This is a genomic window from Desulfotignum phosphitoxidans DSM 13687, from assembly GCF_000350545.1.
Taxonomy (GTDB): Bacteria; Desulfobacterota; Desulfobacteria; order Desulfobacterales; family Desulfobacteraceae; genus Desulfotignum; species Desulfotignum phosphitoxidans.
Genome location: NZ_APJX01000019.1, coordinates 19,903 through 33,870, shown reverse-complemented (window position 1 = coordinate 33,870; position 13,968 = coordinate 19,903). Strand labels below are relative to the sequence as shown.

14 protein-coding genes and 1 pseudogene are annotated in these 13,968 nt (G+C 54.0%); 3 read left to right on the top strand and 12 right to left on the bottom strand.

What is annotated here, in order from left to right; genetic code table 11:
• The 6 genes and pseudogenes from DPO_RS22995 to DPO_RS22970 all read right to left on the bottom strand — a co-directional run.
• A pseudogene (locus DPO_RS22995) lies at nucleotides 1-314 on the bottom strand (MerR family transcriptional regulator); the annotation flags it as partial.
• 166 nt (nucleotides 315-480) lie between these two features.
• The gene (locus tag DPO_RS22990; protein WP_040012285.1) at nucleotides 481-1,614 is read right to left on the bottom strand and encodes an ATP-binding protein; all 1,134 of its coding nucleotides are present in this window, start codon (nucleotides 1,612-1,614) and stop codon (nucleotides 481-483) included.
• Between the two features lie 112 nt (nucleotides 1,615-1,726).
• A complete protein-coding gene (locus tag DPO_RS24275; protein WP_006968782.1) occupies nucleotides 1,727-2,260 on the bottom strand; it encodes a TorD/DmsD family molecular chaperone in 534 nt (177 codons plus the stop codon).
• A gap of 4 nt (nucleotides 2,261-2,264) precedes the next feature.
• Entirely contained in the window at nucleotides 2,265-3,497 is a 1,233-nt protein-coding gene (gene nrfD / locus DPO_RS22980; RefSeq protein ID WP_006968781.1) for an NrfD/PsrC family molybdoenzyme membrane anchor subunit, read from the bottom strand.
• Nucleotides 3,498-3,499: 2 nt separating this feature from the next.
• Nucleotides 3,500-4,174, bottom strand: a complete 675-nt coding sequence (locus DPO_RS22975; protein ID WP_006968780.1) for a 4Fe-4S dicluster domain-containing protein — start codon at nucleotides 4,172-4,174, stop codon at nucleotides 3,500-3,502.
• On the bottom strand, nucleotides 4,171-6,711 hold the full coding sequence (locus DPO_RS22970; RefSeq protein ID WP_006968779.1) for a molybdopterin-dependent oxidoreductase: 2,541 nt from the start codon (nucleotides 6,709-6,711) through the stop codon (nucleotides 4,171-4,173). The genes DPO_RS22975 and DPO_RS22970 overlap by 4 nt, the downstream gene beginning before the upstream one ends.
• Nucleotides 6,712-7,021: 310 nt before the next feature.
• Between DPO_RS22970 and DPO_RS22965 the strand changes: the two genes are divergently transcribed.
• Together DPO_RS22965 and DPO_RS22960 are read left to right on the top strand one after the other, a co-directional pair.
• Nucleotides 7,022-7,648 carry an FmdE family protein gene (locus DPO_RS22965; protein ID WP_006968778.1) on the top strand — a complete coding sequence of 209 codons (627 nt, stop codon included), beginning with the start codon at nucleotides 7,022-7,024 and terminating at the stop codon, nucleotides 7,646-7,648.
• Nucleotides 7,649-7,663: 15 nt separating this feature from the next.
• The gene (locus DPO_RS22960) at nucleotides 7,664-8,695 is read left to right on the top strand and encodes a molybdopterin-binding protein (protein ID WP_006968777.1); all 1,032 of its coding nucleotides are present in this window, start codon (nucleotides 7,664-7,666) and stop codon (nucleotides 8,693-8,695) included.
• Between the two features lie 63 nt (nucleotides 8,696-8,758).
• Here the strand turns inward: DPO_RS22960 and DPO_RS22955 are convergent, their stop codons facing one another.
• Together DPO_RS22955 and DPO_RS22950 are read right to left on the bottom strand one after the other, a co-directional pair.
• Nucleotides 8,759-9,154 (bottom strand): VOC family protein, encoded by a 396-nt coding sequence (locus DPO_RS22955; RefSeq protein ID WP_006968776.1) that lies wholly within the window; start codon nucleotides 9,152-9,154, stop codon nucleotides 8,759-8,761.
• The gene (locus DPO_RS22950) at nucleotides 9,151-10,344 is read right to left on the bottom strand and encodes an anaerobic nitric oxide reductase flavorubredoxin (protein WP_006968775.1); all 1,194 of its coding nucleotides are present in this window, start codon (nucleotides 10,342-10,344) and stop codon (nucleotides 9,151-9,153) included. Before DPO_RS22950 ends, DPO_RS22955 begins: the two co-directional genes overlap by 4 nt.
• A 261-nt stretch (nucleotides 10,345-10,605) precedes the next feature.
• Here DPO_RS22950 and DPO_RS22945 point away from each other — a divergent pair, with 261 nt between their 5' ends.
• Nucleotides 10,606-10,926 carry a cupin domain-containing protein gene (locus DPO_RS22945; protein WP_006968774.1) on the top strand — a complete coding sequence of 107 codons (321 nt, stop codon included), beginning with the start codon at nucleotides 10,606-10,608 and terminating at the stop codon, nucleotides 10,924-10,926.
• A 177-nt stretch (nucleotides 10,927-11,103) separates the two neighbouring features.
• Here the strand turns inward: DPO_RS22945 and DPO_RS22935 are convergent, their stop codons facing one another.
• From DPO_RS22935 to DPO_RS22920, 4 genes are all read right to left on the bottom strand, one after another.
• Nucleotides 11,104-12,096, bottom strand: coding sequence for a dihydroorotate dehydrogenase-like protein (locus tag DPO_RS22935; RefSeq protein ID WP_006968773.1), 993 nt, complete (start codon nucleotides 12,094-12,096; stop codon nucleotides 11,104-11,106).
• A 66-nt stretch (nucleotides 12,097-12,162) separates the two neighbouring features.
• On the bottom strand, nucleotides 12,163-12,357 hold the full coding sequence (locus tag DPO_RS22930) for a ferredoxin (RefSeq protein WP_006968772.1): 195 nt from the start codon (nucleotides 12,355-12,357) through the stop codon (nucleotides 12,163-12,165).
• Nucleotides 12,358-12,477: 120 nt separating this feature from the next.
• Nucleotides 12,478-12,765: a hypothetical protein gene (locus DPO_RS22925; protein ID WP_006968771.1), complete on the bottom strand. Its 288-nt coding sequence runs from the start codon at nucleotides 12,763-12,765 to the stop codon at nucleotides 12,478-12,480.
• Nucleotides 12,766-12,837: 72 nt separating this feature from the next.
• A complete protein-coding gene (locus tag DPO_RS22920; RefSeq protein WP_006968770.1) occupies nucleotides 12,838-13,968 on the bottom strand; it encodes a tellurite resistance/C4-dicarboxylate transporter family protein in 1,131 nt (376 codons plus the stop codon).

The following is a 13,968-nucleotide window of genomic DNA, read 5'->3' as shown; positions in this document are numbered from 1 at the left end:
CGTGGGCTCGGAGATGTGTATAAGAGACAGGCATAATCCAGGGGCTGGTCCTGCCAGAGCACGGCCTCGATTTCGGTCAGGCCGAGGACCTTGTACGCACTCCACCGGTGGATCCCGTCAAGGATCAGCAAGAGGATTTCGGACAGGCTGGTGTTGGGGGCCGAATAATTGATCACGGGCTGGATGATGATGGGAGGAAATGCGGCCCCGGCCGTCAAAGCTTCGCCGTAGGCATCGATGGTCTGCTGTTTTCGGGCGCTCCGGGGATAGATGAAGTCGTCCCAGATGAGATCGGATATGTTGAAGAATGGCATGAAAAAATAGCTCCGCTCTTTCGGTTACAGGAACTGAGACCGATGGGGAAAAAGACTGAGTTCCTGTATAGTAAAAGAAATTTAAAAATGCAACAGGAGAAAATCCTGTGATTCTTCATCCGGATTGACCGGCTGCCGCGTGGATGAGTTTACCCGTTCCAGGAAATCAGGGCAGATGTAATTGAGACAACCAGGTGGAAGCACGCCTGATTTCCGCCCCGTTTGGAAACGTTTTTTCCCTGTCCAGTTTTTTTGACACCTGGACCATTTTAATTCCAGGGAAAAATGCGTTAAATGTCTCGAAATTCGGGCTCAGGTTGTTGTCGTTCCATTTTACCTCTACCAACAAACCCGGGGTGCTGTTTGTTGAAATACAGAAATCAATTTCTTTGCCATCCTTGTTTTTCAAATAATTGAGCCGTCCTTCTTCTCCCAGACAATCTTCCCGGAAATGCAGTTCTTTTTGAATGGCGCATGCCACAGCGTTTTCCAGCTTGATGCCTGGATCTCCCAGAACCTGCCCGGTATCGTAAAAGTAAAATTTTGGTGCTTTTTGAATCGCCCTGGCAATGTTTTTATGAAAGGGCGGCACTTTGAAAAGCACATACATGTTTTCGAGGATCGTGAGCCATCTTTTAACTGTTTTATCGGAACATTGCAGGTCCCGGGCCAGGGAACTGTATGACAGCGGGCTTCCCACCCGGTGTCTCAATAGTTGGATCAGCGTTTCCATCTGAGTGATCTGCTGAACATTTTCAATATCCATGAGATCTTGCTTAAGAATGATATCCAGATGGGATTTTTTCCAGCGGTTATAGAAACGGGTTGTGCCATTTAAAAAAGGCTCTGGAAAACTACCAACCGAAAGCAGGGTGTCCAGTGCTGCTTCAAGGTCGCCGGGGTTTAAAAACATGTGGATCTCTTTCAGATCCAGGGGATGCAGTCTGAACTGGAAAAATCGTCCTGCCAAGGAATCCCCCACTTTCTTATAGGTATCCAGCCGGGCGCTGCCTGTAACCAGTATAGACGGTGGAATCCCCTCTTTATCATAAATGCCCTTCACCCATGACTTCCAGTTTTTGAGCTTATGCAGCTCATCAAATATGATCAGGGGTTTTGACCGGTCCCAGGATCTTTCCTGCAAGCTGGATCTGTCATCAACATGATCATAATTGAAATAATCAAAATCAGGTTTCAGCATTTTTGACAACGTCGTTTTTCCGGTTTGGCGCGGCCCGGTCAACAGGATGATTTTTTGATCCAAATCTTGTTGAATATAGGGTGTGATATATCGTTCCATGAAGACTATTCTGACATCCATTCCGAAATAGTCAAGACTTTTTCGGAATCCATTCCGATATGGACGATTTGGAGACAGGGACGTTATTCAGGTCAGGTGCCTGATGGAAAAATCAGAAAAAGGGCTGGCACGCCCGGGCCAGGGCACCATAGAATCCCTTTTCATCCCATGAGACGACCCGATCGAAAAATTCCGGGGTCCAGGCGGCCAGATGACCGGATACAAACTTCAGGTCCGCGGTGAGCCGGGTCCTGTTTTCCGGATCAGAAGCACGGCACACCAGGGTGGACAGGATCGCCAGAAACTCCAGCTCCACGGCAATGTGATCCGGTATTTCCAGGGGTTCAAATCCGTATTCCCGGTACAGGGCGGAAAGCTTCAGGGTGGAGGGCCCCATGAGGGTGCCCTCCAGGTACCAGGAGCCGCAGGGGATGCAGGGCACCTCCGGCAGGTGGTTGATGAACAAAGACACATACCGGTTTTGAAGCCCGGTCAGGGAGGGGCAGGCAGGGATCGGCCCTGCCTGCGTAAAGATCCGGGCCAGATCCCTGCCATCGGGCAACTGTTCCGGGTAGGTGAACAGCCGGGACAGGGCCATGAGGGTTTCCGGTTCTGCGGAAAACTGAACTTCGGATATCTGACCCATGGTTTTATCCCTCCTTTACCACGGGCAGCTTGTGAACGGCCACCAGGATGAGGGCGCACACAAAGGAGAGGACCCCGGCAAAAATCAGGATCTCCACTAAGGTGGGAAAATAGCTGTGATGGGTGACAAAGGTGTCGGCCGGGGGATTGTACCGGCCCGAGGCAATGGGAACGGGCCAAAGGGTGTTCTGGCTTCCCAAAGGCGCCAGGGTCAGGGGTATCTGGTTGAAGGCGGCCGGCATGAGCAGGATCCGGTGGACAAAAATGCCGGCGATCATCAAAAGGCAGCCCCCAATGATGCCGGAAACGGTTTTGCGCACATGCCGGTTGAGCAGCAGCACCACCCCCAGCAAAGGGGCCAGTACCTCAAAGGCGTGGGCCAGGCCGTATTCCTGCAGGGTGATGGCCAGGGTCTCTTTCGCATGATCAGTGCCGTACCAGGCATGGATCACAAAGTCGTTGTACATGAGAAACAGGTGGATGAAAAACGCGGTGGCGATAAATATCGCCATGATGCGAAAGGCGTTCTGGAATTTTTCAGCCGTGCCGTAACACAGCACTGCCACCAGCATCACCACGGCTGTGCCGGAAGCCAGGGCCGCGGCCACGAAATCCGGGGCCATCACCGCGGTGTGCCACCAGCCTCTGGCCCCCTGGGTGGCAAAAATCCAGGCGGTCACCACATGGATGCCCACGGCCGCCACCAGGGAAAACGGGGCCAGCCTCCGGGCCCATGTATCGGAAAACCCGGCAGGGTCTTTTACCGGCAGGGCGATTTTTTTCAGTATTCCGGTGCGGCCAGCCAGATCCGGCAGCATGAGCAGATACAGATAGATCAAAGACAGGCCGGCATACAGGTTCAGCACGATCACATCCCACACCAGGGGTGACATGATCTGGGGGTGCAAAAGCAGGTTCAAAACCCGGAAGGGCTGCCCCAGATCCGGCAGCACAATGAGCATGGCCGCCGTGACATTGGCGAAGGCGCAAAGGGCCCCGATCCGGGCAAAAGGCTTGAGGGAGGTGACCCCGAACATATAGATCATGGAGCTGAGCACCAGGCCGCCGGCGGCGTTGCCCACAAAAAAGGCCAGGGCAGATACATACAGCCCCCAGGAATAGGCATTGTGCATGTCGGTTACGATCATGCCTCTGCCCAGCTGAAGTGCCCACATCAAAGCCCCTGCGGCCATGAACAGGCCGAAAACCGTCAGGCTGATTTTTTTTGGGGTATCCATTTTCACACCTCCTTTCGTTTGGGGGGCAGGTAATACACATTGGGCCGGGTACCTTTTTCCGGCAGCAGGGTAAATCCGTTCATCTGCCGGATCATTTCAGATACCCGGCTGTCCGGATCATCCAGATCCCCCACGTGCCGGGCCTTTCCCGGACAGGCCCGGACACAGGCCGGATCCAGCCCCTGGTCCTGGTAATGCACACAGAAATTGCATTTTTCCACCACCCCCTTGATGCGCACAGGTGAATACACCAGGCGGTTGTCCAGGCGGAAGGGTTCCGGATGTCCATAGGTATAGTTGTTCTGGTATTCATACCGCTGCATGCCGTCTTTGGAAGATTCCCAGTTGAACTGCCGCACCCCGTAAGGGCAGGCCGCCATGCAGTACCGGCACCCGATGCACCGTTCAAAATCGATGAGCACGATGCCGTCGTCGGTCTGATAGGTGGCCCCCACCGGACACACCTTGACGCAGGGGGCGTTGTTGCAGTGCTGGCAGTGGATGGGCAGAAAATACAGATTCTCCGGGGTCGATGCGGTCAGGTGGCGTTCACTGCCCGGGGTGACCACCCGGTTCCACCAGCTGCCGGCGGGCTGGGCATTGTGCTGCTTGCATGCCACGGCACAGGACCGGCACCCGATACATTTTTCAAGATCGATGACCATTCCTCTTCTCATGTGGTGATCCTCCTTGCATCCACCAGGCACTCGTTCCACACCGTGGTGGGGGACCAGATGCCCGGTACAAAATAGATTTCGTGAAGCGGCTTGATCCAGGCCCGGGTCAAAGAATTATAGGATTGATCCTGGAGGTATTTGGCCCACCACCCCTGTTCAAATATCAGGGTGCCCCGGCGGCAGCCGGGATCGATGACGGCCCAGGCCCGGGTTTTGCCCCGGTTGTTGTACACCTCCACCAGATCGTGAGCCGCAATGTTGCGCTCCGCCGCATCCGCCGGGTTCAAAAACATCTTGGGTTTGTGGCCCTGGAGTTCATTGAGCCACACATTGTTGGAATGGGTGGAATGAACCCGGTACAAAGAATTTTTGGTCACAAACCGCAGCCGGTATTTGGTCAAAGCGTCTGGATCTTCTTTGTATTCGGTGTCTTCAAAGGTGGGTTTGCATACCGGCAGCTGTTCGCCTTCGGCCAGAAACAGGTCTTCATCCTTGTAGAATTCAATGCGGCCGGATTTCACGAACCTTGCCGTGGCCGGCAGCGGGGCCGGGTAGCTGGGGGGCGGGAACGGCACCCGGTCATGGATCTGCTCGTAAAAAGGCACCTGGCGGTCATCAGGAGCAGTGGAATGCAGCCGCACCGGCCCTTTTTTCACCATGTCCAGGGTGATGCCGCGGGTTTCCATGCCGCCTGTTTTCAACAGCAGGTCGATGATCTCAAGGGAGGCTTTTGTGTCATCTATGTCCGGATAAAAATAGGCTTCCCAGTCCGGATTGAGTCGTTTCGCCAGCCCCCGCATGAGTGCCAGACCGGTGCGGGCCTCGAACAACGGGGCGATGGCCGGTTCCTGGAGCTGGAGATAGGGGTGCAGGATGGTGGCGGTGAGCTCATAGTTTTCATACCAGGTGGTGGCAGGGAACACCACATCCGACCACATGCAGGTGGTGGTCATGTTGAAGTCAAAGGTGGCCACAAATTCGATGTCCCCGGATGCGGACCGGTCTTTGAGGGCATTGGACATGTTGTGCTGGTCAAAGGGGTTGCCCCATCCGCCGATCATGGCCTTGATGCCTTTTTCAGGATACCGGGGGCCGCCGCTGTTGAGAAAATGCAGGTAGGGCACCCAGTTGAGCTTTCCCTCTTTGGGAAACCACCATTCACTGACGTCAAACCGGATCCGGTACTGGCCGGCATAGGTGGAGATGCCCCCTCCGCTGACACCGATGCTGCCGGTGAGCACCGGCAAAAGAGACAGGGCACGGCCCTTGAGGTCCCCGTGATACCACTGGTAGTTGGAGGCCCCGTACACGATGTGCAGCGGGGTCCGGGTGGCTGCCTCCACAGCGATGCGTTCAATGGTTTGGGCCGGGGCCCCGGTGATCTGTGCCACGGTTTCTAAAGAATATTCGGCCAGCATCTCCCGGAGAAGGGAAAATACCGTGACCGCCTCCACCGTGGTGCCGTCGGTGAGTTCCACCTTGTAGGATCCGGTAAGGTCGGCATGGGTGGATCCCAGGTGCCCGGGATCCAGAATGGTGAGCCGGTTTTCCCGGGACACCACAAACAGGTCCCGGTATTCCGGGATTTTCATCTGGTCAGCCTGTGCTTTCAAGGCCTTGACCTGTTCTGCCGGCAGCCGCTTGCCCGTGTCTTTGCGCACCAGCACCGGCATATCCGTAAAATCCTGGAGAAATGCCTTGTCATACAACCCCCGGTCAATGATCACCCGGGCGAGCCCTAATGCCAGGGCCGCGTCCGTGTCCAGCTTGATGGACACCCATTCATCAGCCTTGGATGCGGTGGAGCAGAAATCCGGGTCCACTACCACCACCTTACCGGTCTTCTTGGCTTCGATGAGATGGTGCACATCCGGCAGCCGGGTCTGCACCAGGTTGGACCCCAGCACAATGGTATACCCGGCATTGGGCCATTCCAGGGATTCCAGCTCTTCGGTCTGGACCCCGAAGGTCATGGGCCAGAACATGGGCAGGTCTCCGTTCTGGTCATACCCATGGTGGATGGTCCATTGTGCCAGGCCGGCCAGACGCACGAATGCGCCTTTGTGCACATAGCCTGTGCCGGGCACCTGGATCGTGGTGGCGATGGCTTCAGGCCCGTATTTTTTCGTTATTTTCTTGAGTTTATCCGCAGTGTAATCCAGGGCCTCATCCCAGGAGGCGCGCCGGAACTCACCGCTGCCCCGGGGACCGGTGCGGATCAAAGGATATTTGATCCGGTCCTTGCCGTACACCAGGTTCATCATGGACAGTCCCCGCAGGCATCCCCTGGGGTTGTAGCTGTCTTCCGGATAGTCTGCAGCCTGGATCAAAGTGGTGATGCGGCCGTCCTTCACATGCACGTTGAACCCGCAGGCCCCGGTGCAGTTGGGGGAGCAGGTGGTCCGGGTGACGGTTTCTCCTTTGGACCCGGCAGAAGCGGCCGCAGACCCTGCAAACCGCATGAACTTCAGATCCAGGGACGTCAGCGCCCCGGCAGCCAGACTGGTTTTGATAAATTCACGGCGATTGACACCCATGACAACTCCTCCCTTGGCTTGATAGTTTTTTTAGAGTATGTTTGTTCTTATGATATGGACATATCACAGCCGGATTCATCGGGAATTGATTCAGATCAAGTTTTACAACTTTTTTTGTAGCGGGTGCGACCTTCAGTACCGGAACGCCGGATAATTTTCCTCAAAATCGGTGAGATATATTGCCTTTTTTTTTAATAAGATGGATTGATTTTATTCCGGAATTTGATCTATATCAAGGACGGCACCTCTGGTCTGCCTTTATACTCAGTCTACGTTATGTATTGAACCCTTTATTGAATCAAGGACCCACATGGACGCTTTTGAAACGCTGTTGAAAAGTTCAGCCGCAGCCCACGGGCACCTGTGCCCGGGCCAGGTGGTGGGGGTGAGAATGGCCATGCTCGGATGCCGGCTGATCGGTCTGGACAACCCCGGTTGCCGGGAGCAGATCAAAAAACTGCTGGTGTATGTGGAGATGGACCGGTGCACGGCCGATGCCGTGGCCCATGTCACGGGCGTCAAACTGGGCCGGCGGAGTCTCAAATTCATGGATTACGGGATCATGGCCGCCACCTTTGTCAACCTGGAAACGGGACAGTCTTTTCGAGTGCTTTCCACGGAAGAATCCCGGGATCTTTGTGATGTCTATGCCCCGGAGATTGCTGATAAAAGAGAACAACAGCTGACCGCTTATCAGCGTATGCCTGAAAGTGTGCTGTTCCGGGTGCAGTCCGTCCATGTGGCCGTCGATGAACTGGACCTGCCCGGTCCCACCCGGCAGAAAAAGACATGCACCCGGTGCGGCCAGGTGGTCAGAGACGGCCGGCACAGAATGGAAAACGGCCGGCCTGTGTGCAAGCTGTGCGCCGGCCAGGGGTATTTTTCCCATGCCAGGGAGATCACCTGGCCGGATATGGACCAGTCACCGGTCATTTGAAAAGGAGAATCCAGGATGTTGAAAAAAATTCGTGTCACAGATGCGGTGGGAAAACCCCTGGCCCATGACATCACGGAAATCAGGCCTGGAGAGTTCAAAGGCCCGGCGTTCAGAAAAGGCCACACCGTATGTGATGAAGATATCTGCCATTTGCAGAAACTGGGGAAAAAACATTTGTATCTCATCGACCTGGACGAAGATGAAATCCATGAGGACCAGGCCGCCGCCATTTTGGCTCAGGGTCTGGCCGGAGAAGGGGTCACCTGGCGTGATGACCCGAAAGAGGGCAAGATCTGCCTGTATGCGGAAAGGGACGGGCTTCTGAATGTGGACAAGGCCGGCCTGGCCGCCTTCAACATGGTGGATGAGGTGATGTGCGCCGCCTTGCACAGCTATACCCGGGTCACCCGGGGCCGTCAGGTGGCAGCCACAAGGGCTGTTCCCCTGGTGATGCAAAAAGCCCCGGTGGAAAGGGCCGCAGCCATTGCCTCCCGAAACGGCGGTATTTTGAAAGTCCTTCCCTTGATCTCCCGGCGTGCGGGTATTGTGATCACCGGCAATGAAGTGTTCAGCGGCCTGATCACGGATAAATTTACTCCGATTCTGGAAAGCAAGCTGGCAGATCTGGGATCCGTGGTGTCCGGCATTTCTTTTGCGCCGGATGACGTCGATCTGATTCAACAGGCCGTCGAAACCCATCTCAAGAACGGGTGTGATTTAATTCTGCTCACCGGAGGCATGAGCGTGGACCCGGACGATGTGACCCGGAAAGGCATACACCGGGCCGGGGCCGATGAGATGCATTACGGGGCTGCAGCCCTTCCCGGAGCCATGTTCATGGTGGCTTATATCGGAAAAATCCCCGTGGTCGGGGTGCCTGCCTGCGGACTTCACCACCGGACCACGGTGCTGGATCTCATTTTGCCCCGGCTGCTGACCGGCGAACATATCGGCAAAAAAGAGCTGGCCTTCCTGGGCCATGGCGGGTTGTGTATGGACTGCCCGGAATGCGTCTACCCCCATTGCCCGTTCGGCAAAGGGATGTAGGCATTTTCAATTGGATCTTCTTCAAGGTCGGAAGAAGGTGGGAAGATACACCATATTATCTGGTCAGCACCAGAATTCCAGACAATTGCCTTCAGGATCGGTGAGATACATCACTTTTGCGCCCCAGGCATGGGTGGTAACCGGCGTGGGATTCAGCCCGGCCCGGCACAGCCGGGACCGGGTTTTTTTCATGTCCTTGACCTGAAAGGTGATGAGATGCCCTTGTCCCCGGCTGGTGTTCCGGGTGGTGCGGCCGGCATCGGCAATGCTCAGGCGGGCCGTGTCCGTGAGCCGGAACTCCACGAACCAGTCTTTGGACACGGTCACGGGCAGCTGGAGCCCGGTTTGGTAAAAGGCCACGGTTTCCGGCCATTTTTCACAGTATAAAATGGTATTGGCACAGACAATTTCTGCTTGCAGCCCATGAGAATTCTGGCCGGATGCCGGCTGGTTTGTCATGACTTGAGCGCTTCTCCGAGGGTTTTCCCGAAATCGAAGCAGTCCTCTTTTGCCTGGGTGTCCGGGTTCCACTGGACACGCAACCCCTCGTTCAACAGCTCAAATCCGCCCTGTTCCAATTTCTCGGAGATCACTTTCACGGATTCCCCGCTCCAGCCGTAGGACCCGAATGCAGCCGCTTTTTTGCCCTTGAACCGCAGCCCGATGATCTCTTCGAACAGCCCGGCCAGTGCGGACAGAATCCCTTTATTCACGGTGGGGGATCCGGCCAGAACCGCTTTGGACTTGAAGATTTCGGTGATGACATCGTTCTTGTCAGATTTGGAGACATTGAACAGCTTCACGGTGATTGAACTGTCTGCCGCAAGAATACCCTTGGCGATGTTTTCCGCCATTTTCCGGGTGCTTTCCCACATGGTGTCGTAGATCAGGGTGATCTGGTTTTCCGCATACGCATCGGCCCATTCCATATATTTGTTCACGATCTGTGTGGGGTCCTGCCGCCAGATCACGCCGTGGCTGGGGCAGATCATGTCCACGGGCACGTTCAGGGCCAAAACTTCCTTGATTTTTCTGGTTACCTGGGCACTGAAGGGGGTCAGGATATTGGCATAGTATTTGATGGCCTCCTGGAACAGTTCGCCCTGGTCCACCAGATCGTTGTACATCAGTTCCGTGGCCAGGTGCTGGCCGAATCCGTCATTGCTGAACAGGATATTGTCGCCGGTGAGATAACAGAACATGGTGTCCGGCCAGTGAAGCATGGGGGCCTCGATAAAAATCAGGTCTTTTGAACCGATATTGAGCTTGTCCCCGGTTTTGACCACCTGGAAATTCCAGTCCTGGTGATACAGGCCTTTGAGGGATTTTACCCCGTTGGCCGTGCAGTAGATGGGGGTGTCGGGAATGTGCTGCATCAGTTCGGGCAGGGCCCCGGAATGATCGGATTCCGCATGATTGGCAATGATGTAATCGATCTGATCCAGAGAGATTTCATTTTTGAGGTTTTCCACAAATTCTTTGGAAAACGGGGACCACACCGTGTCGATGAGCACAGTTTTCTTATCTTTCACCAGATACGCGTTATAGGTGGACCCCCGGTGGGTGGAATATTCTTCCCCGTGGAAATGCTGCAATTCCCAGTCGATTTTTCCCACCATGAAAATATTGTCTTTGATTTTGAAATGCATGACTGCCTCCTTGATTTAAATGAACCGTTCCCTTATGGATTAAAGGGATCATGCCTGTAAAAGTCAAGGATTGTTTTTCGCATTCATTCCGGTTTGCCAGGGATAAGGAAAGACTTTGCGGCTTAGGTTGACAACTCAAGGTATTTGCATTCATAATATTGTCCATAAAAGCTATCATGGTGGAAAGACCGGTTCGGTCATGATCCTTTATGGGGAAAACCGGATCAAACATAAACAGTGAAATATCAAGGAGACAAAACCATGCGCGTGATCAAACTCAGCGAAACCAATGAATTCAAGCCCGGCGTGATGAAACGGTTTTTTCTGGTGGAAACATCCGAGCATTTCAAAATCATCAATTTCAACCTGGATGCCGGGGTGGTGTTTCCGGTTCATTCCCATGACCTGGACGGTGAATTGTCCATCCAGGTGCTGGAAGGAAAAGGATGGTTCCTTGCTGCAAACGATGAAAAAATCCCCGCGGAAACAGGGGATATTCTGATTTCGGAAATCAGGGAGCCCCACGGGGTTGAATCGGATACAAAGATGAGAATCCTGGTTACCATTGCCCCGCCCATTTGATAAAAAAACATCCAGGGATTTTTTTTACGTCAATGTTTATGGAGGGTTTATGAAACAGATCACAGTTTTGCTGGGATCGTCTCCTTGCAGTGACCGGGTGATCGGGCTGCTCTGAGTCGGGTTCCGGAAAACGGGAAAGATGCCGGGCACCTTTGAAAACCAGGGTGCCCGGCGTTGTCACGTCAGGTCTTTTTCCCCTTCGAAATAACGCATGAACTGCACCCGTTCATAAGCAGCGGGGTTGGTGGTCACCTCCTGGCTCAATTGGCCGCGAAAATCGTCAAGGCAATGATAATCATGCGTCTTCATCCAGGTTTTCAGATTGTCGAGCATGGTTTCTATATGCGTCGGCCCCTTGCGGTAGAGGCTGGAGACCGTCTGTACAGATCTGGCGCCGGCAAGGAGCTGTTTGATCAGGGCCGGACCATCGTGAACCCCGGTGGATGCGGCCAGATCACAATCCACCTTGTTTGCCATGATGGCGATCCAGCGCAGGGACATAGCCAGTTCGGCCGGGCTGCTGAACACAAAAGAGGGTTTCACGGTCATTTTGTCGATATCGAAATCCGGGCTGAAAAAGCGGTTGAACAGGACGAGCCCTTTGATACCGGTTTTAGACAGGCGCTGGATCATCGGCCCGAGGCTGGAAAAGTAATAGCTGATTTTAAGGGCCACCGGGATGGAGACGGCGGCCAGCACCTTGTCAATGACCTTGAAATAAGCTTTTTCCTGTTCCATGGAGGTCCGCTGGAAATCCGAGGGAAGAAAAAACATGTTCAACTCTAAAGCGTCGGCCCCGGCATCCTGAAGACGGTCGGCAAATGCGGTCCATTCATGGGAGCTGACACAGTTGATGCTGGCGATGACCGGAATATCCACGGCCTGCTTGGCAGCCTGGATCAGTTTGATATAGTGGTTGATTTTTTTGCCTTTGAGGTGAAAATCAAAATAATCGAACTGGTCCAGATCAACGCCGTCTTTTTCAGCATCCTTGAGAACATCTTCAAACTGGAACAGGATCTCTTCCTCAAAAATCGACTTGAGGACCACGGCTCCGGCACCGTGCCGGGCCAGGGCCTCAATTTTATCCACCGAATCGGTCAGCCCTGAGCTGCCGGCGATGACCGGACTGTTCAGTTTCATACCCAGATAATTGGTTGTGATGTCCATGGCACCCCTCATTTTCCCCGCCCGGCGGGATATATTCTGTTGTCAAAATGATTGATGATAAAATTTCTATTCCTCCCAGTGGATACATTCCACCGGGCAGGTATCGATGGCCTCGTCAATACAATCCTCAGGGCCACCTTCAGCCTGGATGACAAACGCTTTTTCAGTCTCTTCGTCAAATCCGAACACATCCGGACAAAGCTCGACACAGGTTTCGCACCCGATACATTCCTCTGTTTCGATGAACACCTTTTTACTCATGATTGATTCTCTCCTTTGCGCGCAGGGTGTGGCCGGTCAGGCAAAATCACACCCTGATTATCAGACGGGCACCCCTGAAAACCAGGGTGCCCGGGTTTTTATGAAACAAGTTTAAGGGGATTACGGAAGTTGAGACCCCTGCTGCACTTCGCATTGATTGTCCGGGCAGAAAAGGTTCAGCCACAGGCCTTTGGTTTCCTTTGGAACGACACCGCCGGCCGGCAGGGAGATCTTGTTCTCATCCAGGGAACAAGCGCCGTCCGGGCAGGCCACTTCAAGCCACACACCTGCTTTGCCGGTAACGGCTTCGCGCTTTTCTGCAGGCAGGTCGGATAATTCGGTTTCAGGAACAATCCGGGCGTTTTCGATAAACACTTTCAAACGGGTTTCTTTGATTCCTTTTTTCATGACCCCTCCTTTTTCTGAATAAATTCTCATATCTGCTTATGGCGGTATTTGACCATGAGCACCATTGAACGTTCACTTCCTTTGTACCATATCAACATTTGCATGGATTTGATCCAGGTCAAGTTTTTCCCGTTGCTTGATTTTTTGTGCCGACCAGATTTCGCGCACCATTCCCAGAAATGTAATGAGCCATGCGGTCATGGCAATGTAGACAAATCTTGCGGGAATGACGTCGATCACAGGGGCCTGGGTCACGTCCGCCAGGCGGTGGGTGCACACGGTATACATGCCCAGAGGAAACACGGCCCCCCAGAACAGCGGGCTGTACCGTAACGGAAACCGCCGGATTCCGTGACGCCATATCCCTAAAATGATGAGCATGGGAATCCACCAGGTGGCAGTGGCCCAGAAAAAAAAGGTGAATCCCTTTAGAAAAGGTGTCAGTTCTGCCAGAAACCCGGATGCGGCAGCCTGGCCAATCAGGCCGGCACCGCCTAAGGTGGTGATGGCCACCGCCCCCATGTTGATCCAGTAAGGCGGGGTCAGATCCTGGGGAGAGAAATGAAAAAACAGGTACCGGTAGAAGATCAACCCGATGATCCAGATGTAGAGCATTCCCCCGAACAGCCAGGTGTTGAAGGCCAGAAACAGGATTGTTTCACGATAGACCGGCAGATCCGGGGCAATGGCCGTACTCAGTACGGTGACCGCCTGGGTGGCCACCACGGCCAGGAGCCATCCGCCGTTGATGCCCCGGGCAATGGACGGTTTTTCCTCCTTGGTGATCAATCCGGTGAACAGGCCGTAAATCAGGCAGAGCCAGAGCGTGATCGTGACATACCACAGGGCTGTGGCAATGGTCACCGCACCGGTCAGGATCAGTATCTGGCTGCCCAGTACCCCTGAGGCTGCCACACAGGTGAAAAATCCCATGCCCTGGGTATGATCCCTGAAGTCCTCTTGAAACCGCCGGGTGAAAAAAAAGATCCGGAAGATATACATGATCCATAAAATGATGTAAGCAGGAATATTGATGCCCAGAAGGATCCATGCAATCATGTTAAATCCCTGGTAATGGGCTGCCATGGAAACGATCCCCGTGGACATCACCAGGGCAAAATAAGCTGGATTCAGATTCTCGATGCTCCGGGCCCAGATGCCGGATTGTGGGGGATGGTTTTTATCTTTGACCTGTTGTGCCAT

Excerpts from the sequence above, each read along its gene's own strand:
- DPO_RS22955 (WP_006968776.1), bottom strand. The coding sequence starts at position 9,154 with ATGACAAACCAGCCGGCATCCGGCCAGAATTCTCATGGGCTGCAAGCA.
- DPO_RS22960 (WP_006968777.1), top strand. The coding sequence starts at position 7,664 with ATGTTGAAAAAAATTCGTGTCACAGATGCGGTGGGAAAACCCCTGGCC.
- DPO_RS22945 (WP_006968774.1), top strand. The coding sequence starts at position 10,606 with ATGCGCGTGATCAAACTCAGCGAAACCAATGAATTCAAGCCCGGCGTG.
- DPO_RS22965 (WP_006968778.1), top strand. The coding sequence starts at position 7,022 with ATGGACGCTTTTGAAACGCTGTTGAAAAGTTCAGCCGCAGCCCACGGG.
- DPO_RS22935 (WP_006968773.1), bottom strand. The coding sequence starts at position 12,096 with ATGGACATCACAACCAATTATCTGGGTATGAAACTGAACAGTCCGGTC.
- DPO_RS22950 (WP_006968775.1), bottom strand. The coding sequence starts at position 10,344 with ATGCATTTCAAAATCAAAGACAATATTTTCATGGTGGGAAAAATCGAC.
- DPO_RS24275 (WP_006968782.1), bottom strand. The coding sequence starts at position 2,260 with ATGGGTCAGATATCCGAAGTTCAGTTTTCCGCAGAACCGGAAACCCTC.
- DPO_RS22990 (WP_040012285.1), bottom strand. The coding sequence starts at position 1,614 with ATGGAACGATATATCACACCCTATATTCAACAAGATTTGGATCAAAAA.
- DPO_RS22975 (WP_006968780.1), bottom strand. The coding sequence starts at position 4,174 with ATGAGAAGAGGAATGGTCATCGATCTTGAAAAATGTATCGGGTGCCGG.
- DPO_RS22925 (WP_006968771.1), bottom strand. The coding sequence starts at position 12,765 with ATGAAAAAAGGAATCAAAGAAACCCGTTTGAAAGTGTTTATCGAAAAC.
- nrfD (WP_006968781.1), bottom strand. The coding sequence starts at position 3,497 with ATGGATACCCCAAAAAAAATCAGCCTGACGGTTTTCGGCCTGTTCATG.
- DPO_RS22920 (WP_006968770.1), bottom strand. The coding sequence starts at position 13,968 with ATGGCACAACAGGTCAAAGATAAAAACCATCCCCCACAATCCGGCATC.
- DPO_RS22930 (WP_006968772.1), bottom strand. The coding sequence starts at position 12,357 with ATGAGTAAAAAGGTGTTCATCGAAACAGAGGAATGTATCGGGTGCGAA.
- DPO_RS22970 (WP_006968779.1), bottom strand. The coding sequence starts at position 6,711 with ATGGGTGTCAATCGCCGTGAATTTATCAAAACCAGTCTGGCTGCCGGG.